General features: G+C 67.9%; 20 protein-coding genes. 9 read left to right on the top strand and 11 right to left on the bottom strand.

What is annotated here, in order from left to right:
- The first annotated feature begins 135 nt into the window (after positions 1-135).
- Positions 136-837 carry an SGNH/GDSL hydrolase family protein gene (locus AC5YGJ_RS19190; protein WP_249841886.1) on the top strand — a complete coding sequence of 234 codons (702 nt, stop codon included), beginning with the start codon at positions 136-138 and terminating at the stop codon, positions 835-837.
- Between the two features lie 283 nt (positions 838-1,120).
- Here the strand turns inward: AC5YGJ_RS19190 and AC5YGJ_RS19195 are convergent, their stop codons facing one another.
- From AC5YGJ_RS19195 to AC5YGJ_RS19205, 3 genes are all read right to left on the bottom strand, one after another.
- Positions 1,121-2,392 (bottom strand): sensor histidine kinase, encoded by a 1,272-nt coding sequence (locus AC5YGJ_RS19195; protein WP_249841887.1) that lies wholly within the window; start codon positions 2,390-2,392, stop codon positions 1,121-1,123.
- Positions 2,393-2,547: 155 nt separating this feature from the next.
- Entirely contained in the window at positions 2,548-3,261 is a 714-nt protein-coding gene (locus AC5YGJ_RS19200) for a response regulator transcription factor (RefSeq protein WP_002811889.1), read from the bottom strand.
- Positions 3,262-3,348: 87 nt separating this feature from the next.
- Positions 3,349-3,993 (bottom strand): arylesterase, encoded by a 645-nt coding sequence (locus AC5YGJ_RS19205; RefSeq protein ID WP_279920400.1) that lies wholly within the window; start codon positions 3,991-3,993, stop codon positions 3,349-3,351.
- Positions 3,994-4,068: 75 nt separating this feature from the next.
- On the opposite strand from AC5YGJ_RS19205, the gene AC5YGJ_RS19210 reads away from it, so the two are divergent.
- Together AC5YGJ_RS19210 and AC5YGJ_RS19215 are read left to right on the top strand one after the other, a co-directional pair.
- The gene (locus AC5YGJ_RS19210; protein ID WP_309334487.1) at positions 4,069-4,716 is read left to right on the top strand and encodes an ABC transporter ATP-binding protein; all 648 of its coding nucleotides are present in this window, start codon (positions 4,069-4,071) and stop codon (positions 4,714-4,716) included.
- Positions 4,713-7,229, top strand: a complete 2,517-nt coding sequence (locus AC5YGJ_RS19215; protein ID WP_496187437.1) for an ABC transporter permease — start codon at positions 4,713-4,715, stop codon at positions 7,227-7,229. The genes AC5YGJ_RS19210 and AC5YGJ_RS19215 overlap by 4 nt, the downstream gene beginning before the upstream one ends.
- A gap of 111 nt (positions 7,230-7,340) precedes the next feature.
- On the opposite strand, the gene AC5YGJ_RS19220 is transcribed toward AC5YGJ_RS19215, so the two are convergent.
- From AC5YGJ_RS19220 to AC5YGJ_RS19240, 5 genes are all read right to left on the bottom strand, one after another.
- Positions 7,341-8,267: a DUF6607 family protein gene (locus tag AC5YGJ_RS19220; protein WP_496187438.1), complete on the bottom strand. Its 927-nt coding sequence runs from the start codon at positions 8,265-8,267 to the stop codon at positions 7,341-7,343.
- 73 nt (positions 8,268-8,340) lie between these two features.
- Positions 8,341-8,943 carry a Hemin transport protein gene (locus AC5YGJ_RS19225; protein WP_496187439.1) on the bottom strand — a complete coding sequence of 201 codons (603 nt, stop codon included), beginning with the start codon at positions 8,941-8,943 and terminating at the stop codon, positions 8,341-8,343.
- Between the two features lie 4 nt (positions 8,944-8,947).
- Positions 8,948-11,149: a TonB-dependent hemoglobin/transferrin/lactoferrin family receptor gene (locus tag AC5YGJ_RS19230; protein WP_496187440.1), complete on the bottom strand. Its 2,202-nt coding sequence runs from the start codon at positions 11,147-11,149 to the stop codon at positions 8,948-8,950.
- A 153-nt stretch (positions 11,150-11,302) separates the two neighbouring features.
- Positions 11,303-11,497, bottom strand: coding sequence for a hemin uptake protein HemP (gene hemP, locus AC5YGJ_RS19235; protein WP_005412278.1), 195 nt, complete (start codon positions 11,495-11,497; stop codon positions 11,303-11,305).
- 243 nt (positions 11,498-11,740) lie between these two features.
- Entirely contained in the window at positions 11,741-12,712 is a 972-nt protein-coding gene (locus AC5YGJ_RS19240) for an aldo/keto reductase (RefSeq protein ID WP_496187441.1), read from the bottom strand.
- Positions 12,713-12,905: 193 nt separating this feature from the next.
- On the opposite strand from AC5YGJ_RS19240, the gene AC5YGJ_RS19245 reads away from it, so the two are divergent.
- The 4 genes from AC5YGJ_RS19245 (at position 12,906) to AC5YGJ_RS19260 (ending at position 17,439) form a co-directional block, all read left to right on the top strand.
- Positions 12,906-14,204, top strand: a complete 1,299-nt coding sequence (locus AC5YGJ_RS19245) for a NupC/NupG family nucleoside CNT transporter (protein ID WP_107229884.1) — start codon at positions 12,906-12,908, stop codon at positions 14,202-14,204.
- 25 nt (positions 14,205-14,229) lie between these two features.
- A complete protein-coding gene (locus AC5YGJ_RS19250) occupies positions 14,230-15,186 on the top strand; it encodes a ribokinase (RefSeq protein ID WP_249841893.1) in 957 nt (318 codons plus the stop codon).
- A gap of 323 nt (positions 15,187-15,509) precedes the next feature.
- Complete coding sequence (dusB, locus tag AC5YGJ_RS19255; RefSeq protein ID WP_107230407.1) at positions 15,510-16,505, top strand: tRNA dihydrouridine synthase DusB; 996 nt, start codon at positions 15,510-15,512, stop codon at positions 16,503-16,505.
- A 106-nt stretch (positions 16,506-16,611) separates the two neighbouring features.
- Positions 16,612-17,439 (top strand): methyltransferase domain-containing protein, encoded by an 828-nt coding sequence (locus tag AC5YGJ_RS19260; RefSeq protein ID WP_249841894.1) that lies wholly within the window; start codon positions 16,612-16,614, stop codon positions 17,437-17,439.
- A 55-nt stretch (positions 17,440-17,494) separates the two neighbouring features.
- Here AC5YGJ_RS19260 and AC5YGJ_RS19265 read toward each other — a convergent pair whose 3' ends face one another.
- The 3 genes from AC5YGJ_RS19265 to olsF all read right to left on the bottom strand — a co-directional run bounded on the left by AC5YGJ_RS19265 (position 17,495) and on the right by olsF (position 21,157).
- Complete coding sequence (locus tag AC5YGJ_RS19265; RefSeq protein ID WP_249841895.1) at positions 17,495-18,526, bottom strand: metal-dependent hydrolase; 1,032 nt, start codon at positions 18,524-18,526, stop codon at positions 17,495-17,497.
- Between the two features lie 118 nt (positions 18,527-18,644).
- Positions 18,645-19,445, bottom strand: coding sequence for a UDP-2,3-diacylglucosamine diphosphatase (locus tag AC5YGJ_RS19270; RefSeq protein ID WP_249841896.1), 801 nt, complete (start codon positions 19,443-19,445; stop codon positions 18,645-18,647).
- Positions 19,442-21,157, bottom strand: coding sequence for a bifunctional ornithine lipid synthase OlsF (gene olsF / locus AC5YGJ_RS19275; protein WP_496187442.1), 1,716 nt, complete (start codon positions 21,155-21,157; stop codon positions 19,442-19,444). The genes AC5YGJ_RS19270 and olsF overlap by 4 nt, the downstream gene beginning before the upstream one ends.
- Positions 21,158-21,490: 333 nt before the next feature.
- On the opposite strand from olsF, the gene metK reads away from it, so the two are divergent.
- Together metK and AC5YGJ_RS19285 are read left to right on the top strand one after the other, a co-directional pair.
- Positions 21,491-22,702: a methionine adenosyltransferase gene (gene metK, locus AC5YGJ_RS19280; protein ID WP_010481882.1), complete on the top strand. Its 1,212-nt coding sequence runs from the start codon at positions 21,491-21,493 to the stop codon at positions 22,700-22,702.
- A 140-nt stretch (positions 22,703-22,842) separates the two neighbouring features.
- Positions 22,843-23,349: an acyl-CoA thioesterase gene (locus tag AC5YGJ_RS19285; RefSeq protein WP_249841898.1), complete on the top strand. Its 507-nt coding sequence runs from the start codon at positions 22,843-22,845 to the stop codon at positions 23,347-23,349.
- The last annotated feature ends 2 nt before the right edge of the window (positions 23,350-23,351 follow it).

A 23,351-nucleotide genomic window follows, 5' to 3' on the forward strand; every position in this document is an offset into this window, starting at 1 on the left:
ATAGGCAGATGGACGCCATTTTGCCACAAGGCCAGCCGCCATACCCTGGATCGCCCCGGCGAATGGCCTGCCTGAGGCAAGCACCGCATCGCCGCGCCCTTCTAAGATGGGGGTCCCCGCCTGCTGGAGCACCAGATGTCCCGCCGCCCTACCTGCCTGCTGATGCTGGGCCTGCTGAGCGCCGCACCGTTGGCGCAGGCCCTGAGCCCCCCCTCGGCACCGCGTGTGCCCGAACAGGTCTCCAACGTGGCCTGGGCCGACGACATGGCCCGTTTCGCCCGCGCTGACCGCACCAGCCCGCCACCGCGCGGTGGCATCGAGTTCATCGGCAGCTCCTCCATCCGCTACTGGGAGAGCCTGGCCACCGACTTCCCCGGCCAGCCGGTGTTCAATCGCGGCTTCGGCGGTTCGGAAGTGCGTGACAGCACCTGGTATGCCGACCGCATCGTAGTGCCGTATGCACCGTGCAAGGTGTTCTTCTACGCCGGTGACAACGATCTCAACAGCGGCCGCAGCGCGACCCAGGTGCGCGACGACGTGGTCGCCTTCGTGCAGCGCGTGCATCGCGACCTGCCGAAGACCACGGTGGAGTACCTGTCGATCAAGCCGAGCCCGTCGCGTGCGCACCTGCTGCCGGCGATCAACCAGGCCAACACGCTGATCAAGGCCGCGTTGGCCAGACTGCCCAATACCGGCTACACCGACATCTATACGCCGATGCTCGGTACCGACGGCCAGCCGGATGCGAAGCTGTTCCGCGAGGACATGCTGCACATGACCCCGGCCGGCTATGCGATCTGGACCCAGGCGCTGGCGCCGAAGGTCAACTGCAACTGAGCAACCCCATCCACGCATGGCGTGGATCTACTGTGGATCGCGGGAAACTGTCGAAGGCGGGGCGGTGTGGGTTTGCAGGACCGTTGGCGCCATGGATGGCGCCATCGAGCCCCCATGGGTGAGGGCGCTTTGCTTGCGAAGCACTGCTTCGCAAGCGCCCGAACGCCCAGCCGCTAGCGGCTGGGCCGGACCGCGGAGCGGGGTTTACGGCGTGTCCTGCAGTGCCTGCTTCTGAAGTTGACGTTGCCTCGGCGGGTGCCGGGCGCAGCCCGGCAAAAGTCCTCTAGCGGAAGATCACCGTGGCCTCGGTGCCCTGCCCCGGTTCGCTGCTCAGGCTGACCTTCCAGCCGAAGCGGTCGCACAGCCGGCGCACGATCGACAGGCCCAGGCCGGTGCCCTGCGGGCGGCTCGGCTCGGCGCGGTAGAACGGCTCGAATGCCCGCGCCAGTGCCTCGGCCGACATGCCGATGCCGGTATCGCGCACCACCACCCGATCGTTGTGCACGGACACGTCGATGCGCCCGTCGTCGGTGTAGCTGCAGGCATTGCGCACCAGATTGCTGACCACCACCTGCAGCACCCGCGGCGGCGCATGCAGCTGCACCGGGCCATCACTGTGCAGGTGCACCGACACCGGACGGCTGCCCAGCAGTTCGTTGGCGTTGTCCACTTCGTAGCGGACGATGTCGTTGACGTCGAACAGTTCGATCTGCGGCTCGACGTCGGCCTCGCGGGCCAGGATCAGGAACGCATCGATCACCGCCTCCATGTCACGGCCGGCACGCTGGATGCGCTGCAGGCTGCGGCGCAGGCGCGGCTGCAGGGTCTCATCGCCCAGCGCCATGTCGCTGGCCACGCGGATGACGGTCAGTGGCGTGCGCAGCTCGTGGCTGGCATCGCGGGTGAAGTTGCGTTCGCGCGCGACGTGCGCGCTGACCCGGTTGGCCAGCGAATGCAGCGCAGCGGCCAGCTGGCGGGTCTCACCCTGCATGTCCGCCGGCAGCTTGTTCGGCTCCAGATCGGCCGCCTCCGGGTGACCCGGGTCCCAGCGCGATACCCGTCGTGCCAGCCAGTTCACCGGCGATACCAGCCGTTTGGATGCACGGTAGGTCACCCAGCTGGCGCCATACACGGCCAGCAGGGTCAGCAATACCGGCACGATGCCGAACCAGAACGCCAGCATTTCCGCGCGCGAGCGCAGGAACACCAGGTACAGGCGGCCGGCCGGGCGTACATCCACCAGCACCAGCTGATCGTCCTTGGGCAGCTCGTGGAAGCCCGGTTCCAGGTTGCGCAGGTTGGCCGGCAGGCTCAGCGCCGACTGCCCGTTTTCCAGCAGGTAGCCGCGGATGTTCTGGGTGTTCGGTGGTGGCTGCACCGGCGAGGCGTCGTGCAGCGTCCAGTAGTACGCCGCCTCCTCGCGCAGGGCCGCGCCGACCAGGCTGTGCTTGATCACCAGCGATACCAGCCAGGCACCCAGCAGGATGCCCAGGCTGGCCAGCACTGCCTGCAGGATGAAAGCGATACGGATCTTGCGCGGCAGGCCGTGCGGCATTGCGGAGTCCCGGTCAGAGCGCTGCGATTATAGGCAGCGCACCGCGCCGTAGTCGTACACGGCAGATGACCGCCGGCGCTGCCGGCGGCTCATCGACCTGATCCTGCGGGGCCGTTGCCCGGCCGTGCCTGCATCTGCACCGGCGCGGGCTCCGCTCAGGCCATCGGCTGGGCAATGTCGGCAATGCGGTAACCGGCACTCTGCACGGTGTGCAGCAGCGGACGGTCGAACGGCTTGTCGATGATCTTGCGCAGGTTGTACAGATGGCTGCGCAGGGTGTCCGAATCGGGCAGGCCGTTGCCCCAGATCTCGCGTTCGATTTCCTGGCGGGTGACCACACGCGGCGATTCGCGCATCAGGATGGTCAGCAGGCGCAGGCCGATCGGCGACAGCTGCAGCTCGGTACCGGCACGGGTTGCACGCATGCTGACCGGATCGAGCACCAGGTCGGCGACCTTGAGCACTTCCGAACCGACCTGGCGACGTTCGCGGCGGATCAGCGCGCGCAGGCGCGCTTCCAGTTCCTGGATCGCGAACGGCTTGGTCAGGTAGTCATCGGCACCGAAACCCAGGCCGGTGAGCTTGTCGTCCAGCGTGTCGCGTGCGGTGAGCATCAGCACGGGGGTGGACTTGCGCGCATCATTGCGCAGGCGACGGCACACTTCGATGCCATCCAGGCGCGGCAACATCAAGTCGAGCACCACGACGTCATAGCTGTTTTCCGCCGCAAGGCGGTAGCCATCCAGGCCGTCCTGTGCATAGTCGACTTCGAAGCCGCGACCTTCCAGGTATTCCCCGATCATCTCGGAGATGTTGCGGTTGTCTTCGACCACCAGCACCAAGCCGGAGGTCTCCTTCGTCTGACGCATGTGATTCCCTCTAACTTCAGCTTTGTGAAACATGCCGTATCGACGGTGGACGTGATGTGAAGTTCCGTCAAGAGGAAATCAAACGGTTCAGAGCAGCGGCCTGAGCAGCGGCCAGACATTGTCCAGCACCTTCGGCTGCGCCTGCGCGGTGGGGTGCAGACCGTCGGCCTGCATCATGCCCGGTTGCAGCGCCACGCCTTCCAGCAGGAACGGCAGCAGCGGCACCTTGTACTGCGTGGACAGCGCGCGATAGACCGCGGCCAGGCGCTGGCGGTAGGCCAGGCCATAGTTGGGCGGCACGTCGATGCCCAGCAGCAGCACCTTGGCCCCGGCCTTCTGGCTGGCCTGCACCATCTTTTCCAGGTTGGCCTGCACCTGCAGCGGGGTCAGCCCGCGCAGCGCGTCGTTGCCGCCCAGCGCGATCACCACCACACTCGGCTTCTCCTTCGCCAGCAGGCCCGGCAGGCGGGTCAGCGCGCCGGCGGTGGTTTCCCCGCTCATGCTGGCATTGACGATGCGCGGTGGGGTTTTCGACTGCTGCCTGACCCGCTTGTCCAGCAGGCTGACCCAACCGGCATCGGCGGGGATATTGTGGGCGGCACTTAGGCTGTCGCCAAGCACCAGCACGGTACCGGCCGGACCTTTGGCACAGGCCAGCCCGGGCAACAGCAGCAACGCTAGCAGCAGCACCATCATCGCGCCGGCTCGCCGGCTCCATCCCGTCTTGCGCATTGGAGTCTCCTCATCGACAGCCTGTCCCCCCGCAGCGCGTCCGTCGCCATCGCCGTCGACCAGGTCGGCAAATCCGTGCAGGGCCCGGAGGGTGAAGTCCACATACTGGACAACATCACCCTGACCGTCCATGAAGGCACCAGCGTGGCCATCGTTGGCGCTTCAGGTTCCGGCAAGACCACCCTGCTCGGCCTGCTGGCCGGGCTGGACCTGCCCAGCCGTGGCCGCATCGCGGTGGCCGGGCAGGATCTGGGCAGCCTGGACGAAGAAGCGCGGGCGCAGCTGCGCGCGCGCACCGTCGGCTTCGTGTTCCAGAGCTTCCACCTGCTGCCGGCGCTGACCGCCGCCGAGAACGTCGCGCTGCCACTGGAACTGGCCGGCCGCGAGGACCGCGCGCGGGTCGATGAGGTACTGGCCCAGGTCGGCCTGTCCCACCGTGCCCGCCACTATCCGCGCCAGTTGTCCGGTGGCGAGCAGCAGCGCGTGGCACTGGCACGCGCCTTCGTCACCCGCCCGCACATCCTGTTTGCCGACGAACCGACCGGCTCGCTGGACCACGCCACCGGCCAGCACATCAGCGACCTGCTGTTCGAACTCAATGCCGGCAGCGGCACCACGCTGGTGCTGGTCACCCATGACCTGCGCCTGGCCCAGCGCTGCCAGTACATCCACCGCATCGACAACGGCCGCCTGCTGCCGGTCGAACACGGGGCCCAGGCATGAACCTGCTGCGCCATGCGTGGCGCGCGCTGCGCCGCGAAGCCCTGGCCGGCGACCTGCTGACCGTGTTCGCCGCACTGGTGCTGGGCGTGGCGGTGATGACCGCGGTCGGCACGCTGGTGAACCGGGTCAACCTGGCCCTGACCGGCAGCGCGGCGGAGATGCTCGGCGGCGACCTCGGCATCGCAGGCCGCACCGATCCGGCAGCGGCCTTCGCCGAAGAAGCGCAGCGCCGTGGCCTGGCACACACCCGCATCGCCAGTTTCGGCAGCGTGCTGTTCCAGGGCGATGCCAGCCAGATGGCCAGCATCAAGGCGGTGCAGGCCGGCTACCCATTGCGCGGCACGCTGCGGGTGCGCGCCACGCCCGGCGGCGCGCTGATCGACAACGCCGGCATGCCGCCGCAGGGCCAGGCCTATGCCGACCCGCGCCTGCTGCAGGGGCTGGGGCTGAAGGCCGGCGATGACCTCGAATTCGGCAGCGGCACGCTGCGCATCGCCGGCATCATCGAGTCCGAGCCGGACACAGGCGGCGACCTGCTGACGCTCTCGCCCACCCTGCTGGTCAACCGCGCCGATGTGGAAGGCACCGGGCTGCTCGGCCCCGGCAGCCGGGTCAACTATCGCCTGATGTTCGCCGGCCCGGCCGACCAGGTTGCCGCGCTGCGCCAGTGGCTGCTGCCCCAGGTGAAGGGCCAGCGCCTGCTGAGTGTGGACGACACCCAGCGCGGCGTGCGCCAGGCCTTCGACCTGGCCGGCCGCTTCCTCGGCCTGAGTGCGCTGCTGGCGGTACTGCTGGCCGGCGTGGCGACCGCACTGGCGGCCAACCGTTTCGCCCTGCGCCGCATCGACCAGGTGGCGGTGCTGCGCTGCCTGGGCGCACGCCAGCGCGACGTCCTGCTTGGCCTGGCGCTGCAGCTGCTGATGCTGGCGGTACCGGCCTGCGCACTCGGCATCGGCCTGGGCATGGCGGCGCAGGAGGGGCTGGTGCAGGTGCTGGGCAGCCTGGTGCCGCAGCGCCTGCCGCTGCCCGAAGCGATGCCGGCACTGACCGGCGCCGGCATCGGCCTGCTGCTGCTGTTCGGCTTTGGCCTGCCGCCGCTGCTGCGTCTGCGCGGGGTGCCGCCGATGCGCGTGCTCAACCGCTCCTTCGCCGCGCTGCCGCCGGCCTCGCTGCTGGCCTACGTGGCCGCGCTGGGCGCCAGCCTGCTGCTGGCGGTGCAGGTCACCGGTGACCTGAAACTGGCGCTGTGGGTGCTCGGCGGCCTGGCGGCGCTGGCGGTGGCGGCCGGCGCGGTCGGCTTCGTGCTGCTGCAGCTGCTGCGCGGCCTGCAGCACCGCCTCCACGGCAACTGGCGGCTGGGCCTGGCCGCACTGACCCGGCGCCGGCTGCTGGCGGTGATGCAGCTGGTCGGGCTGTCGCTGTCGCTGTGTGCGTTGCTGCTGCTGGCGGTGACTGGACCGGGCCTGCTGCAGCAGTGGCGCGAGCGGCTGCCGGCCGATACGCCGAACTACTTCCTGATCAACATCCAGCCCGAACAGCGCCAGGACGTACTGGCCGCGCTGCGCGGGCTCGGCGCCAACGACGCCAGCGTCGAACCGATGGCCACCGGCCGCCTGATCGCGATCAACGGCAAGCCGCCGCTGCGGGTGGACCGCACGCCGGAACAGAGCGGTCAAGCGGATCAGGGCGAAGGCCAGCGCGATGACGACGACGAGAACCGGCCGTTGAACTTCAGCTGGCGCAGTACCTTCCCGCCGGCCAACACGCTGGTCGACGGCACCTTCTGGAAGGCCGACAGCACGGCGCCGGAAGCGTCGGTGGAGATCGGTTGGGCCAAGCGTTATGGCGTGCATCCGGGCGACCGCATCAGCATTGCGGTGGGCGAGCAGCAACGCGAGTTCACCGTCACCAGCGTACGCAAGGCCGACTGGAACACCTTCCGGCCCAACTTCTTCGTGCTGTTGAACCCCAATGCGGTGGGTGACACCCCGCACAACCTGCTGTCGGCATTCCATCTGCCGGCCGGCAAGGCCGCCGGGCTGGGCGAGCTGGTGCGCGCGCAGCCGAACCTGTCGCTGCTGGATGTGGATGCGGTGATCTCGCAGGTGCGCGATGTGATGGAGCGGGTGGCGCAGGCGGTGCAGCTGGTGATGGTGTTCAGCCTGCTGGCCGGCGTGCTGGTGCTGCTGGCCGCGCTGCAGGCCACGGCCGGCGAACGCCGCTACGACAGCGCGGTACTGCGCACGCTGGGCGCGACCCGGCGGCAGCTGCGTGGTGCGGTGCTGGTCGAGTTCGGTGCGCTGGGCACGCTGGCCGCGTTGCTGGCGGTGGGCGCGGCCGCGGCCATCGGTGTGGTGGTTTCGCAGAAGGTGTTCGAGCTGCCGCTGCTGCCGCCCTGGCCGGGCCTGCTGCTGGGCGGGCTGGTCGGTATCGGGCTGAGCCTGCTGGCCGGCTGGTGGGGCACCCGCCGCATCCTGCACACGCCGCCGGCGCTGGCCCTGCGCGAAGCCTGACGCGACGCCGGAACCGGTAGATCCACGCCACGCGTGGATGCGGGAAAGAGCGTGCCGAGCAAGCTCGGCAACTGCCAGAACGAAGCGGAGTCAGTCGAGTCTGACCCGACGTTATCGGGCCTTTTCCACGTACTCGGCGAATACCGCGTCGATCTGCGTGTCCTTCACCTTCTTGCCGGCCTGGATCTCTTCGGCCTGGGTGAACAGCGGGATGATCATCGCCATGCCGTCCAGCTTGGTCTTCAGATGCACGCCCGGGGCCTGGCCGAGGAAGCCGTCCCAGCGCTGGCGCACCTTGGCCCAGTAGCCGGCGGTGGCTTTCCAGTAGTTGCGCGCCGGCGTGAAGTCGATCTCGGTGGTCTTCACGTAGTCGTTGAAACCGAACTCGCGGGCGATCTCCACCTGGCTGCCATCGGCGTTGCGCTGCACCTTGGTGTTGAACTGTTCGTGGGTCCAGCCGTTCGGGGTCAGCGTGTGGCGGTTGATCACGGCCAGCGCGTTGTAGTCGCTGCGCTTGGTGTACTCACGACGCGGCAGCGGGCGCCAGCTCAGGTCGCTGGTCCAGCTCGGCACGTTGTTGGTGTAGCTCCATTTGCCGGTGCCGCAGTAGCGCGGGGCATCGCTCACTTCGTACACGCACTGGGTCCAGGCGCCCTGGTTCACGGCGGCCGGAATATTGCGTACCTGCCAGGTCTGGTCGGCACTGAACTCGAAGCGGTTGGGCGCTTCGTACACCCAGTCCTGGCGCCAGTGCTTGGTGATGTGGCCGCTCTTCTCGTCCAGCAGCAGATGCTGCAGCACGATGCGCTTGGGACTGTCCTCGACCACGACGACCACTTCGTTGCCGCCGCTGCGCATGGCCGGCGCACGCTCGTAGCCCGGCTTCAGCAGCACGGTTTCGTCGAAGGCGAAATCAACGGTGTACTCGCCCTGCATGGCCAGGATGCTGTCATGGTCGCGGGCGATGTCGGAGGGCTGCGCGCTGGCAACGCCGCTGGCGGCGAGCAACAGCAGGGCGCTGGCTGTCTGGAACTTCATCGGGGTCTTCCTTCGGGGTTGCAGGTTCGTTGAGAGGCCATCGGTGGCCGACAGGCGTTCGATCAGGAAACGATCACAGGCGGATCAGCGGCAGGTCGCCGGGGACGCGTTGCGCCGGGCGCCGCGCCGCATCGGCGCAGCAGCAGTCGTCGATCGCCAGTTCGCCCTCGGCACCTTCCATGCGTGCGATGCGGCGTGCCGTGGCCGCGCCCAGTGACGACAACGTGGACAGGCTCGCGGCCAGCGTGCGGCCCTCGTCGGCGGCGTGCAGGCGCAGTGCGCACAGGCGCCAGCGCTGCCCGCCCAGATGACCGGCCAGGCGCCGCCACAGGCGTTCGCCCACGCTGCCATCGCTGTCGTGCTCCGGGCCCGGTGGCAGCGATGCGACCAGCCGGTCCCAGGCCAGGAAATCGCTGTCCGGCAGCAGGTACAGCCGCCACACGCAGCGGCCGCGTCCGTCGAGGAAGCACAGGCTTTCGCGCAGACCCTCGCTGTCCACGCCCTGGCAGGCGTGCACGCGCACCGCCTGGTGCCAGCCACCCAGTTCGCTGCCGTCAGCGTTGTGCAGGCACAGCACGGTGCCCAGCGCTGCCAGCTGCGCCGGCGTGGGCCACGCCTGCTGCGAAGGGCGCGGCAGGGCGGACGACAGACGACGGGCGGACAGGGCTCGGCTCATGGGATCACCAGGACACGGCAAGGCTGGCCGACAGGGTGCGGCCGGGGCTGGTATAGCGGTCCAGCACGCGGCTGGTCGGCGACAGCGTCGACCCCACGCTGGAGACGTTGGACCAATCGATGTAGCGCTTGTCGCCCAGGTTGAACACGCCGACGTTGAAGGTGGCGCCCGGGGCGAAGTTCCAGTGCGCCATCAGGTCGGCCACACCGTAGCCGGCCGGGCGGTACACCGTGGCCGAAGCGACGCGGTCCTTGCGCTTGACGAAGGTGCCGGCCAGTTCCACGCCCCAGGTGTCGGTGTCATACATCAGCCCGACGGTGCCACGCAGCGGGTCGACCGAATCCAGCGGTACATCCTCGGTCTTGTTGTCGCCACGCGACCACGCCACCGCACTGCGCAGTGCCCAACCCTGCAGGCTCGGGCTGATCTGGCCGAAGTCGACGCCGGCCTTCAGTTCGGCGCCATAGATGCGGGCGTCGGCGATGTTGCGCGACTGGAACACCATCAGGCCCTGTGCGTTGGTACCCACCAGCGACTGCGACTCGATGAAGTCCTTGTACTCGTTGTAGTAGCCGCTGAGGCTGACGTAGGCGGCCGGCGACAGGAAGCGCAGCCCCAGTTCCATGCCATCACTGGTTTCCGGCTTCAGGTCCGGATTGGGAATGGCGGTGTAGCCGAAGGCGAAATTGGTGAAGCCGAGGTTGACGTCGTTGTACGGCGGCGAACGGAAGCCATGCGAGTAGCCGGCAAACAGCGACCATTGGTCGGTGAAGCGGTAGACCAGGCCGAACTTCGGCGAGACGCTGGTCTTGGTCAGCTTGGCCACCGCCACGCCCGGGTTGTCTTCGGCGAAGATGCTGTCCACCTCCGGCTTCAGTTCGTAGCGGTCCACGCGCACGCCAGGCACCAGCGACAGCTTGTCGCCCGCCAGGCGCATTTCATCCTGTGCGTACAGTCCCAGCTCGGTGGTCTTGCTGATCGGGAAATCGCGGACTGGGAACGCATCGGGCAGGATGGTGGTGCTGGTCTGGCCGTTGGCCAGGACCTGGAAGCCATCGCGCTTCTGGCGGATCTCGGTGCGTGCGCCCTCGAAGCCATAGGTCAACGCGTGCTCGACGCTGCCGGTGCTGAAGGCCTTGTTGAACTGGGCCTGCAGGCCATACACGCGCTGGTCGAAGTTGAACTCGCGGTGACGACGGCTGCGGTTGGCACGGTCTTCGTCGGTGATCTGGGTGGTTTCGCTGTGCTGGGTATACAGCTGCCAGTGCAGGCTGTCGGCGAAGCTCTTGTCCAGCGCATCCATTTCATGCGCGAACGACACGCGGGTTCGGTTCTGCGTATCGCGTGCCTTCATGCCGGTGGTAGTGGTGCGGTCGATCGAGGACAGCACGTTGGTATCGGTGTTGTCTTCGTTGCCTTCCACGGTCAGGCGGAAGCGTTGGTCCTCGCTCGGTGCGTAGACCAGCTTGGCCAGGCCGCTGCGACCGTCGCGGTCCTGCGGATTGGGGGCGGTGCGGGTGTTGTCCAGGCTGCGCACGTCGCCCTTGTTGTCGGTTTCCTGGCCCTGGCGATGGTTGATGTTGACCATGCCGCTCCAGTGCTCACCACCGAAGGCGCTGGTCACCCCGCCAAGCAGGCCTTTCCACTCGCCGTCGTAGCCGAACTTCAGGCCGACGTAGCTGTCCTTGCCGTCCTTGAGGTAATCGGCCGGGTCTTTGGTGACGAACGCCACCACACCACCGAGTGCGTCCGAGCCGTACAACGAGCTGGCCGGGCCGCGCACGATCTCCACGCGCTTGAGCGTGTCCAGATCGGTGAAGTTGCGGTTGGCGTTGGAGAACGAGCCGATGTTGAAGCTGGTCGGCATGGCGATGCCATCGGTCTGCACGCGCACGCGATTGCCGTCCAGGCCGCGGATGCGGATGCTGCCCAGGCCGAAGCGCGCCGCGCTGCGGCTGACCGACAGGCCCGGCTCGTAGCGCAGCAGATCCTTGATGTCCTGCACCAGATGGCGATCCATCTGTTCGCGGTCGATCACATCGACGGTGGCGGCAACGTCGCTGACCGCGCGTTCGGTGCGCGTGGCGGTGACCTGCACGCGGTCGAATTCGCGCGCCTCGGGGGCGGCGCTGGCCGCAGCAGCGGCGTGTGCGGACAGCGGCAGCGCGATCCAGACGGCAAGGCAGAGGGCGGTATGGCGGGTCATCGGGTTCGGTCGGTCAGGCAGGGGAACCCCCGGTTACCGGCACACCCGGAAGGTGCACGCGGTAGACCGAGGGGGAGAGAGCGGGCGCGGACGGGTCGCCCACCCTGCCGACGCTGCCGGCAGGAGGGAGGGAGGCGGGCGACCAGACCGCGGTTACTTGGTCAGGATCAGCTTGTCGTTGCTGGTGTGCCGCAGGCGGTAGAAGCGGTCGCCGTGCTGGATCAGGATTTCACGACGGCCCTTGAGCAGGGCTTCGCTGTCGATGACCTCTTCCGGCGGAACGACGCGGACCGGACGATCGCGGAGGGTCAGCGTTTCGGGGCGCAGCAGTACAGGTTGAGCATTCATGAGCATCTGGACTCGTGCGAGGGACGAGTTAAATGATAATGATTCTCAGTTGACAATCAACAACCATTCTCACTTTCATTGATGAGATTAATGATCGAATTCGTAAATTCGATAGATTTCGTCAATCAAAATGGCGTGGCACCTTTATAGAGTCGAGCCATGCTCGACTGCTCTTGGCGCCGTCGTCTGGAAACACCCGCGCTGCGCGCGAAGTCGAGCATGGCTCGACTCTACAAAGGGTTGTCAGGCGAACGCGGCTTCTGCCTGCGCCCAGCCGGCGGCATCCACCCGCTCCAGCACGTCCAGCGCCTGCAGGTTCTGCAGCAGCTGCTCGACCCGGCTGGCGCCGAGGATCACGCTGGACACGTTCGGGTTGCGCAGGCACCAGGCAATGGCCAGCGTGGCCGGGGCCTGGCCCAGCGCGCGCGCCACTTCGCTGAAACGGCGTACCTGCGCCAGGCGCGCTTCGGCGTCGGCCCCCAGCACCAGGTCCTGCAGCCATTCCATGCCTTCCCGGCCCAGCCGTGCATCATCGGGAATGCCCTGGTCGTACTTGCCGGTCAGCAGGCCCGAGGCCAGCGGCGAGAAGACGGTGGTGCCCAGGCCGGCGCGGGCGTACAGCGGCGCGTACTCGACTTCGACCCGCTCGCGGTGCAGCAGGTTGTACTGCGGCTGCTCCATCGACGGGCCCTGCAGGTTGTGGGCTTCGGCAACGTCCAGCGCCTGCTGGATCTGCGCAGCCGACCATTCCGAGGTGCCCCAGTAGAGGATCTTGCCCTGCCGCACCAAGGTGTCCATGGCATGCACGGTCTCGGCAACCGGTGCGTCCGGGTCCGGGCGGTGGCAGTAGTAAAGGTCCAGGTAGTCCACCCGCAGACGCTTGAGCGCGGCGTGGCAGGCGTCGGTCACGTGCTTGCGCGACAGGCCGCGCTGGGTCGGCCGCGGGTCCTTGGCGCTGCCGAAGAACACCTTGCTGGACACGCAGAAGCCATCGCGCGGCAGGCGCAGGTCGGCAATCACATCGCCCATCACCTGTTCGGCGCGGCCGTTGGCATAGCCCTCGGCGTTGTCGAAGAAGTTGACGCCGTGGTCCCAGGCGGCGGCCACCAGGTTGCGGGCCTGGTCGCGCGGGATCTGGTCACCGAAGGTCATCCAGGCGCCGAAGGACAGGGCGGAAATCGGCAGGCCGGTGGAGCCCAGGCGACGGTAGTGCATGCAAATCTCCTGCTGCGGGCCCGCATCCGGGCCGGGATCGAACCTCATTCTACCTGCCGGCGCCGGCCGCAAGCCCTTGCCGTTGCTGGCCTGATCGGTACCGATGGCCGCCTGCACGCTGCTTTTCCTTGCCCCGGCCCCGGCCCTGCACTAGGCTTCCCGTTTTTCGCGACGCCCCAGGGGAGTCACTCACATGGTCGAAGGTTTGGGCAGGATCGGCTTCGGCCTGTTCGGGTTGGCGGTGCTGATCGGCATCACCTGGTTGTTTTCCAACAACAAGCGCGCGGTTGACTGGAAGCTGGTTGCCACCGGTATCACCCTGCAGATCGCCTTCGCGGCGCTGGTGATCCTGGTGCCGGGCGGCCGCGACGTGTTCGACGCGCTGGGCCACGGCTTCGTCAAGGTCCTGAGCTTCGTCAATGAAGGCTCGAAGTTCATCTTCGGCTCGCTGATGGACACTCAGAACTACGGCTTCATCTTCGCCTTCCAGGTGCTGCCGACCATCATCTTCTTCTCGGCGCTGATGGGCGTGATGTACCACCTCAACGTCATGCAGGCGATCGTGCGCGTGATGGCGTGGGCGATCACCAAGGTGATGCGCGTGTCCGGCGCGGAAACCACCAGCGTCTGCGCCAGCGTGTTCATCGGCCAGACCGAGGCGCCGCTGACCGTGCGCCCCTACATCGCCAAGATGACCCAGTCCGAGCTGCTGACCATGATGATCGGCGGCATGGCGCACATCGCCGGCGGCGTGCTGGCGGCCTATGTGGGCATGCTCGGCGGCGGCGACCCGGTGCAGCAGGCGTTCTACGCCAAGCACCTGCTGGCGGCGAGCATCATGGCGGCGCCGGCCACCCTGGTCGTGGCCAAGCTGCTGATTCCGGAAACCGGCACCCCGCTGACCCGCGGCACGGTGAAGATGGAAGTGGAGAAGACCTCCAGCAACATCATCGACGCAGCCGCCGCCGGCGCCGGTGACGGCCTGAAGCTGGCGCTGAACATCGGCGCCATGCTGCTGGCCTTCATCGCCCTGATCGCCCTGCTGAACGCCCCGTTGACCTGGATCGGTGATGTCACCGGCCTGGCCGCGATGATCGGCAAGCCGACCAACCTGTCGACCATCTTCGGTTACGTGCTGGCCCCGATCGCCTGGGTGATCGGCACCCCGTGGGCCGACGCCACCACGGTCGGTTCGCTGATCGGCCAGAAGGTGGTGATCAACGAATTCGTGGCCTACACCGAACTGTCGCAGATCGTGAACGGCCAGATCGCCGGCGTGACCCTGTCCGACGAAGGCCGCCTGATCGCCACCTACGCGCTGTGCGGCTTCGCCAACTTCAGCTCGATCGCCATCCAGATCGGCGGTATCGGCGGTCTGGCCCCGGAACGTCGCCACGACCTGGCCAAGTTCGGCCTGCGCGCGGTGCTGGGCGGTACCATTGCCACCTTCATGACGGCCACCATCGCCGGCGTGCTGACGCACTTCAGTTGAACCCTTGGTTGAGAAAAGATTCCCTATGAGCAGCAGTGTCGTTGTCGTCGGTTCCTTCAATGTCGATCACGTGTGGCGGTGCGAGTCGCTGCCGGCACCGGGCGCGACCATTGCCGGCCGCTACAGCACCGGCCCGGGTGGCAAGGGCTTCAACCAGGCCGTGGCCGCCTGCCGCGCCGGCGCCGAGACGCACTTCGTGTGCGCGCTCGGCGATGACGCCGGTGGTGCCACCGCACGCGAACTGGCCGCGCAGGATGGTTTCGGGCTGATCGCCGAGGCCAGCAGCGAGCCGACCGGCACCGCGGGCATCTACGTGGACGCGCGTGGCCGCAACACCATCGTCATCGGCCCCGGCGCCAACGCCGCGCTCAGCACCGACTTCCTGCAGCAGCAGCAGGCGCGGCTGACCGCCGCCAAGGTGGTGCTGGTGCAGCTGGAATCGCCGGTGCAGACCATTGAAGCGGCACTGGCCACCGCCCGCGAGGCAGGTGTTACCACCGTGCTCAACACTGCGCCGGCCGACGCGCCCTCGACCATCGGCCTGCTCAAGCTGGCCGATGTGATCACCCCGAACGAGACCGAGTTCGTCGCCCTGCTCGGCCGCCATGTCGGCGAGCGCGTGGATGCCAACGACGTGGCCGCGCTGGATGGCGCCAGCCTGCATGCGCTGTGCCGCAAGCTGGTCGGCAACGGCACGGTGGTGGTGACGCTGGGGTCGGTGGGCGTGTTCGTCTCGCATGCCGACGAAAACCTGCGCGGCGACACCCAGCCCTACTACCGCGTGGGTGCCGAGCAGGTGCAGGCGATCGACACCACCGGTGCCGGTGACGCCTTCAACGGTGCACTGGCGGCCTCGCTGGCGCAGGTGGCCGACGCCCCGTTCGCCCGCCACGTGCGTTTCGCCAACCAGTTCGCCGGCCGTTCCACCGAGAAGGAAGGCGCCGCTGCGGCGATGCCGCGCTTCACCCCGGCCGACGTGTAGATCCACTCCATCTGTGGATGAAGAGGCCCGGGCATGCAGATGCCCGGTTTTTTTTTGGCCGTCCATCCACGCATGGCGTGGATCTACCGAGGGATGGCCACACCCCCGTGGGAAGCGACCGGGGAGCCCGTGGTAGATCCACGCCATGGGTGGATGCGCGTTACCGGCCCACCCAGCCGCCCACCATCACCCGCGCCTGGGGGCGGCGGAAGCAACCGTCAAGCATCTGCTGATGCCGGTACGGCATGAGGTCGGTGCCGATCGGCCTGAACCCGGGGCCCACCGACACCGCCCAGGCCCCGCCCGCGCTCTACAATGGGCGCATGCAGATCGGCCCGTACACCATTGCCCCCAACGTCGTGCTGGCGCCCATGGCCGGCGTCACCGACAAGCCGTTCCGCCTGCTGTGCAAACGGCTGGGCGCGGGCCTGGCCGCCTCGGAAATGACCATCAGCGACCCGCGCTTCTGGAACACGCGCAAGTCGATCCACCGCATGGACCATGACGGCGAGCCGGCGCCGATCAGCGTGCAGATCGCCGGCACCGAGCCGCAGCAGCTGGCCGAGGCGGCGCGCTACAACGTCGACCATGGCGCGCAGATCATCGACATCAACATGGGCTGCCCGGCCAAGAAGGTGTGCAACGCCTGGGCCGGTTCGGCGCTGATGCGCGACGAGCAGCTGGTGGCGCGCATCCTGGAAGCGGTGGTCAACGCGGTGGATGTGCCGGTCACCCTGAAGATCCGTACTGGCTGGGATTGCGACCACCGCAATGGCCCGGTCATTGCCCGCATTGCCGAAGACAGCGGCATCGCCGCGCTGGCCGTGCACGGCCGCACCCGCGACCAGCATTACACCGGCCAGGCCGAATACAGCACCATTGCCGAGATCAAGGCCGCGCTGCGCATTCCGGTGATCGCCAATGGCGACATCGATTCGCCGCAGAAGGCCGCCTACGTGCTGCAGCAGACCGGCGTGGATGCGGTGATGATCGGCCGCTCGGCGCAGGGCCGGCCGTGGATCTTCCGCGAAGTGGCGCATTACCTGGCCACCGGGCAGGAACTGCCGCCGCCCTCGCTGGCCGAAGTGCGCGACATCCTGCTGGGCCACCTGCATGCGCTGCATGCCTTCTATGGTGAGCCGCAGGGTGTGCGCATCGCGCGCAAGCACCTGGGCTGGTATGCCAAGGACCGGCCGGAGAACGCCGCCTTCCGTGCGGTGGTCAACCGTGCCGAAGACCCGCAGAGCCAGATCGCGCTGACCACCGAGTACTTCGACCGCCTGATCGCCGGGGAACCGGCATTGCCGTCGGCCGCCTGATCACCTGCGCATTTGTAGCGTCGAGCTTGCTCGACTGGTTTTCAGAACAGTCGAGCAAGCTCGACGCTACGCTCCCCAGCAAACTCGACCTCCACACGAGCCCGCCATGACTCCGCCGATCTCTTCCCCGACCTACCTGCACGGATTCTCCGGCACCGAGCAGCAGCGCCTGATGACCCAGGCCCGCCTGCTGGAATCGAGCATCTTCGGCCAGATCGACTACAGCGGCGCGCGGCGCCTGCTGGAAGTGGGCAGCGGCGTGGGGGCGCAGACCGAGATCCTGCTGCGCCGCTTCCCCGAGCTGCACGTGACCGGCGTGGACCTGAGCGAGGCCCAGCTGGCCACTGCCCGCGAGAACCTGGCCCGCACGCCGTGGTGCAGCGACCGCTACACGCTGCAGCAGGCCGACGCCGGCGAGCTGCCCTTCGAAGCGCGCAGCTTCGATGCCGCGTTCCTGTGCTGGGTGCTGGAGCATGTACCGTCGCCAGCGCGCGTGCTCAGTGAAGTGCGCCGCGTACTCGCCCCCGGATCGCCGGTGTACATCACCGAAGTGATGAACGCCTCGTTCCTGCTCGATCCGTACTCGCCGCACATCTGGCGTTACTGGATGGCCTTCAACGACTTCCAGTACGACCATGGCGGCGATCCGTTCGTCGGTGCCAAGCTGGGCAACCTGCTGTTGGCCGGCGGCTTCCGCGATGTGCACACCGAGATCAAGACCATCCACCTGGACAACCGCGAACCGGCCCGTCGCAAGACGATGATCGCGTTCTGGGAACAGCTGCTGCTGTCGGCCGCCGACCAGCTGCTGCAGGCCGGTACGGTGGATGAGGAAACGGTGGAAGGCATGCGGCGCGAGTTCCGCCTGGTGCAGAACGATCCGAATGCGGTGTTCTTCTATTCGTTCGTGCAGGGCCGCGCTACGGTGTATTGAGGGTCCGATCCACGCATGGCGTGGATCTACGGTGCCATCCACGCATGGCGTGGATCTACGGCGCGGTGTGCCAGATCCGCTGCCACATCGCTGCCAGCCGGCCCTTCATCTCGGCCCGTGCCTGCGGGCTGGCGTAATCGGTGCGGCGCTGCTCGGGCACGATCGCCTGCCACCGCCCGTCCACCTGCTCGGCCACCACGAAGTTGAAGGTGTAGTCCGGTTCCAGGCCCATGCGCAGGTCGCTCAGCACCAGCCGGCCTTCCACCACCTGCGCACGCATGAAACCGCGGTTGAACCACTGCAGCTGCTGCACCGCTGGAATCGCCGCGGCTTCGCGCAGTGCCTGCACGTTGGACGCATGGCCCTCGAACTGCATCGGCCCCTGGTCGGCCAGCAGCGAGCGGTCAGCCACCACGTAGCCGCTGGGTGTCATCGCCACCACCCGCCACAGCAGCGTGTTGAACGGCATCGGCACCGAGAAGCGTGGCGCGTCGCCCAGCCCCATCGCCGCCAGGCTCTGCTGCGCGGCACGGTCGACCTGCGCCTTGGCGATCAGGCCCCAGCCCAGGTAGGCACTGCTGACCAGCAGCGCCAGGCCCAGCACCGTGCCCGCCCACGGCCGTGCACGTCCGAACCAGGCCAGCACGCAGCCCAGCAGCAGCCACACCGTGTAGGCGGGATCGATGATGAACACGCTCGAGCCCATCGCCGGATGCGGCCGCAGCGGCCACCACAGCTGCGTGCCGTAGACGGTGAAGGCGTCCAGTACCGGATGGGTGACCAGCGCCAGCTGGATCGCCCAGAACCAGCGCGTCGGCGATTGCGCGACCCGACCGTTGCCGAAGCGCTTGAACAGCCACCAGATCAATGCGGCCACCCACGGCAGCACCAGCAGCGAATGGCTGAAGCTGCGGTGCTCGATCATGTTCGCCACCGGATCAGCGGCGGTGAAGCCCAGCCACAACGCGTCGAGGTCCGGCAGGGTACCCAGCGCGGCACCGGCCAACAGGGCCGCGCGGCGATGGCCGGGCGGGGCGATGGCAGCGGCAACGGCGCCACCAAGTACGATCTGGGTCAGGGAATCCATGGCCCGATGCTAGCGGCTTGCGGGCGGTGCATGTAGAGCCGAGCCCATGCTCGGCTGCTCTTCGTTGCGCGTAACGGCAGCCGAGCATGGGCTCGGCTCTACAAGGGGACGGACGCGGTCAGGCCGCCTGTGACAATCGCGCGCCCGGCAACTCCACCAGCGTCTGGCCATTGTGATCGAGCAGGCGCAACGCGCCATCATGGTCCTCGGCCAGCGCCGTCAGGCTCTCCACCCAGTCGCCGTCATTGGCGTAGACCAGGCCATCGCGCTCCACCAGCGTGGCGCGGTGGATATGACCGCAGACGATGCCATCCAGCCCGCGCCGGCGCACGTCGTCCAGCCCGGCCTGCACGAAGCGCTCGATATAACGCTCGGCCGCGCCACTGCGCTTCTTCAGGAACTCCGACAACGACCAGTAGCGCATGCCCAGCCGGCGCCGCACCGCGTTCAGCGCCTGGTTGCCGGTGAGGATACGGTAGTACAGCCAGTCACCGAACTTTTCCTGCAGGCCACCAAAATGGGTCACGCCGTCGTACTCGTCGCCGTGCGCGACCAGCAGCCGGCGCCCGTCGGCAGTCACGTGGATGGCACGCCGGCGCACCTGCATTGCCGGCAGCATCACCCCGCACACGTGGCGCAGCGAGGCATCGTGATTGCCCGGGATGTAGATGATCTCGGTGCCGGCGCGGCGCAGCGCATGCAGGGCCTGGATGACTTCGCTGTGCGACTGCCGCCAGTTGGCACGGCGATGGGCCATCCACCACAGGTCGATGATGTCACCGACCAGGTACAACCGATCACAGCGCAGCTGCGAGAGGAACCGCGCCAGCTCGGCGGCATGGCAATGACGCGAACCCAGGTGCACGTCGGAGACGAACACGGCGCGCCGGTGCGGCGACAGGTTCGCCAGCGTGCTCATGCCGGCACCCCCGCGTCGCGCAGGTAGCGCTTGCGCTTGTTCGGCCGGATCGCGCACAGGTCCACTTCGATCAGGCCGTCGATCGAATCACTGAAGTCCGGGTCGACGCCGAAAGCCAGGAAACGCGCACCGCCGGGTTCGCACAGGTCGGTGTACTGGCGGTACAGCGTCGGCACCCCGGTCCCCAGCGCGGCCAGGTTGGCCTTGAGCACATCGAACGCGGCGCCGGCATCCAGTTCACCGAAGCTCGGTGGCGCGGCGAAGTACTGGAACGGCCGGTTCGATTCGGCCAGCCCGGCGGTACCGCTGTAATAGCGCTGGTAGTACGCCACCAGCTGCTCGCGCGCATCACGAGGCAACGCCGCGCTGATCGACACCGCACCGAACAGGTAGCGGATGCCCGGCCGGCACTGCAGGTAGGCGCCGATGCCCTGCCACAGGTAGTCCAGGCTGCGGCTGCCCCAGTAGTCGGGCACCACGAAGCTGCGGCCCAGTTCCAGGCCCTCGGCGATGTGGGTGATGGCGTCGTCGGAATAGCGGAACAACGACGCGCTGTAGAGCCCGGACAGGCCGTGCCGGGCCAGCGCCTGCGCGCCGCGCATGATCCGGTAGGCGCCGGCGATGCGCTGCGCGGCCGCGTCCCAGATCACGATGTGTTCGTACTGTGGGTCGTAGTCGTCCAGGTCACGGCTGCGGCCGGTGCCCTCACCCACCTGACGGAAGGTCAGTTCGCGCAGGCGGCCCAGTTCCAGCAGCAGCGGAGAGTCGGCCGTACACGTCGCCAGCAGGATCTGCTTGCCGTCGGCGGTCTGGCCCAGCTGGGTGGCCGTGGCGATGCCGGCGGCAACCTGCGAGGGCGGCACGGGGGACGCCAGCGGCTCGGGGCCTGCGAAGGCAGCGGCATTGGCGGCCACACCGTTGCGGCCCAGCGCATACAGCGCGCGGCGCACCGCCAGCAGCTGTGCGCCCGGATCACCGCCCTTGCCCAGCTGCATCGGCTCGCCGATGCTCAGCCGCAGCGGGCGGCCACGACGGGTGAACATTTCGCGCGCCAGCAGCGCGGTGCCCGCCGGCTTGAACAGGGTCGAGGCGCCGTAGAACAGCGCCGAGTTGCGCGCCTCCACCCGCACCGGCAGCACCGGCGCGCCGGCGGCGCGGGCAAAGCGGACGAACCCGCGCTGCCAGCGGCCATCGCGGATACCGCGCAGCGACAGTCGCGAGACTTCACCGGCCGGGAACACGATCACGCACTGCTCGGCCGCCAACGCTTCTTCGACCGCATGCAGGCTGCCGCGCTGCGCCTTGCCACCGAGGATGCGTACCGGCAGCAGCAGATCCTGCAGCGGCGCAATCGCCCCCAGCAGGTCGTTGGCCACGATCCGCACGTCGCGGCGGATGCGGCCGACCGCGTCAAGCAGTGCGAGGGCGTCCAGCGCCCCGGACGGATGATTGGCCACGATCAGCAGGCGGCCGCTGGCCGGAATCTTGGCCAGGGCGGCGGGGTCCACCTGGTACTGGCCGTCGATGAACTCCAGGCCGGCGGCGACGAAGCCGAAGCCGCGCAGGCCGGAGCTGCGCTGCAGGAAGGCCTCGATCTGGTCCAGCCGCGACCAGCGGCCGACGCTGCGCAGCAACGGCCGCGCCAGCTGGCCACGACGGCCATGGAACCAATCGGGGAAGCGTTGCTGGAGACGCTGTTCGAGTTCCTGCATGGCGGATCCACTCATGCCCGGCGGCCGGATTGGCCGACAGCCTGCGCCCGGCAGGCGGCAGCCAGATGGCGGTTCTGGGGCAGAACGATGACGACGGCCCCCCGCCCGTCGGCGTCGCGACCTGCGCGGTCGGGGCCGCCAGGCCGCCCGCCCGTTGTCACGCTGGTGGAACACTGGGCCTCGAGGCTGGGCCCCAATCCCGCGCTGGCGGCCCCTGCGGGCCTACGCGGGCTTAACCACCGGCAACCGGTACCAGTTCACAATGCACAGGCGGCGCACCCCGTGTATCATGCGCGCCCATCTTTCCATCCGAATCAAGGGATATACCGCCTGATGTCCAGCTATCTCTTCACCTCCGAGTCGGTCTCCGAAGGCCATCCGGACAAGGTTGCCGACCAGATCTCCGATGCGGTGCTGGACGCGATCCTGACCCAGGACCAGCGCGCCCGCGTGGCCTGCGAGACCATGGTCAAGACCGGTGTTGCCATTGTGGCCGGTGAAATCACCACCAGCGCCTGGATCGACCTGGAAGCGCTGACCCGCAAGGTCATCACGGACATCGGCTACGACAGCTCCGACGTCGGCTTCGACGGCGCCACCTGCGGCGTGCTGAACCTGATCGGCAAGCAGTCGCCGCACATCGCCCAGGGCGTGGACCGCAAGAAGCCGGAAGAAATGGGCGCTGGCGACCAGGGCCTGATGTTCGGCTATGCCACCAACGAGACCGACAGCTACATGCCGGCGGCGATCCACCTGTCGCACCGCCTGGTCGAGCAGCAGGCCAAGATCCGCAAGAAGAAGAACTCGCCGCTGTCGTGGCTGCGCCCGGACGCCAAGAGCCAGGTCACCCTGCGCTATGAAAACGGCGTGGTCTCGGCCATCGACGCGGTGGTGCTGTCGACCCAGCATGCCCCGGGCATCAAGCAGAAGGACCTCATCGAGGCCGTCCGCGAAGAGATCATCAAGCCGGTGCTGCCGGCCAAGTGGCTGCACAAGGGCACCAAGTTCCACATCAACCCGACCGGCAAGTTCGAGATCGGCGGCCCGGTGGGCGACTGCGGCCTGACCGGCCGCAAGATCATCGTCGACACCTACGGCGGCTGGGCCCGTCACGGTGGTGGCGCGTTCTCCGGCAAGGACCCGTCCAAGGTCGACCGTTCGGCTGCCTACGCCGCGCGCTACGTCGCCAAGAACGTGGTTGCCGCCGGCCTGGCCGACCGCTGCGAAGTGCAGGTCTCCTACGCCATCGGCGTGGCTGAGCCGACCTCGATCTCGGTCACCACCTTCGGCACCGGCAAGATCAGCGACGACAAGATCGAGAAGCTGATCCGCAAGCACTTCGACCTGCGCCCGTACGGCATCATCAAGATGCTCGACCTGGTGCACCCGATGTACCAGCAGACCGCGGCCTATGGCCACTTCGGCCGCAAGCCGAAGGAGTTCAGCTACCTCAACGGCGAAGGCGAGACCGTCAACGCCACGGCCTTCTCCTGGGAGAAGACCGACCGCGCCGCCGCCCTGCGCGCCGATGCGAAGCTGAAGTAAGAAACACGAAGGGCCGCGCAAGCGGCCCTTCTCTTTTCAGGTAGAGCCGGCCGCTGGCCGGCTTTCTCATGATGCCGGGAAAACAGTGCGCGGTTGCTGGCCAGCGGCCGGCACTCCCCGGTTGTCGATACAATCGGGCCATGTCGACCGAACTGAAAACCCACCAGCTGTCCATGACCGTGCTGATGTCGCCGGAGATGGCCAATTTCTCCGGCAAGGTCCACGGCGGCGCCATCCTGCGCCTGCTCGACCAGGTGGCCTACGCCTGCGCCAGCCGCTACGCCGGCCGCTACGTGGTCACCCTGTCGGTGGACCAGGTGATGTTCCGCCAGCCGATCGCGGTGGGTGAACTGGTCACTTTCCTGGCCTCGGTGAACCATACCGGCACCTCGTCGATGGAAATCGGCATCAAGGTGGTGGCCGAGGACATCCTCAAGCGCAGCGTGCGCCACGCCAACAGCTGCTTCTTCACCATGGTGGCGGTGGATGAGGACGGTCGGCCGACGCCGGTGCCGCCGTTGCAGCCGGCCACCTCCGATGAGAAGCGCCGCCAGGCCGCCGCGCAGATCCGCCGCCAGCTGCGCCAGGAAATGGAACAGCGGCACCTGGAACTGCTGGCGTCGAACCCGCCCTCGGCGGAGGAATGAGG

It is taken from the genome of Stenotrophomonas sp. CS3K5 (assembly GCF_059515225.1).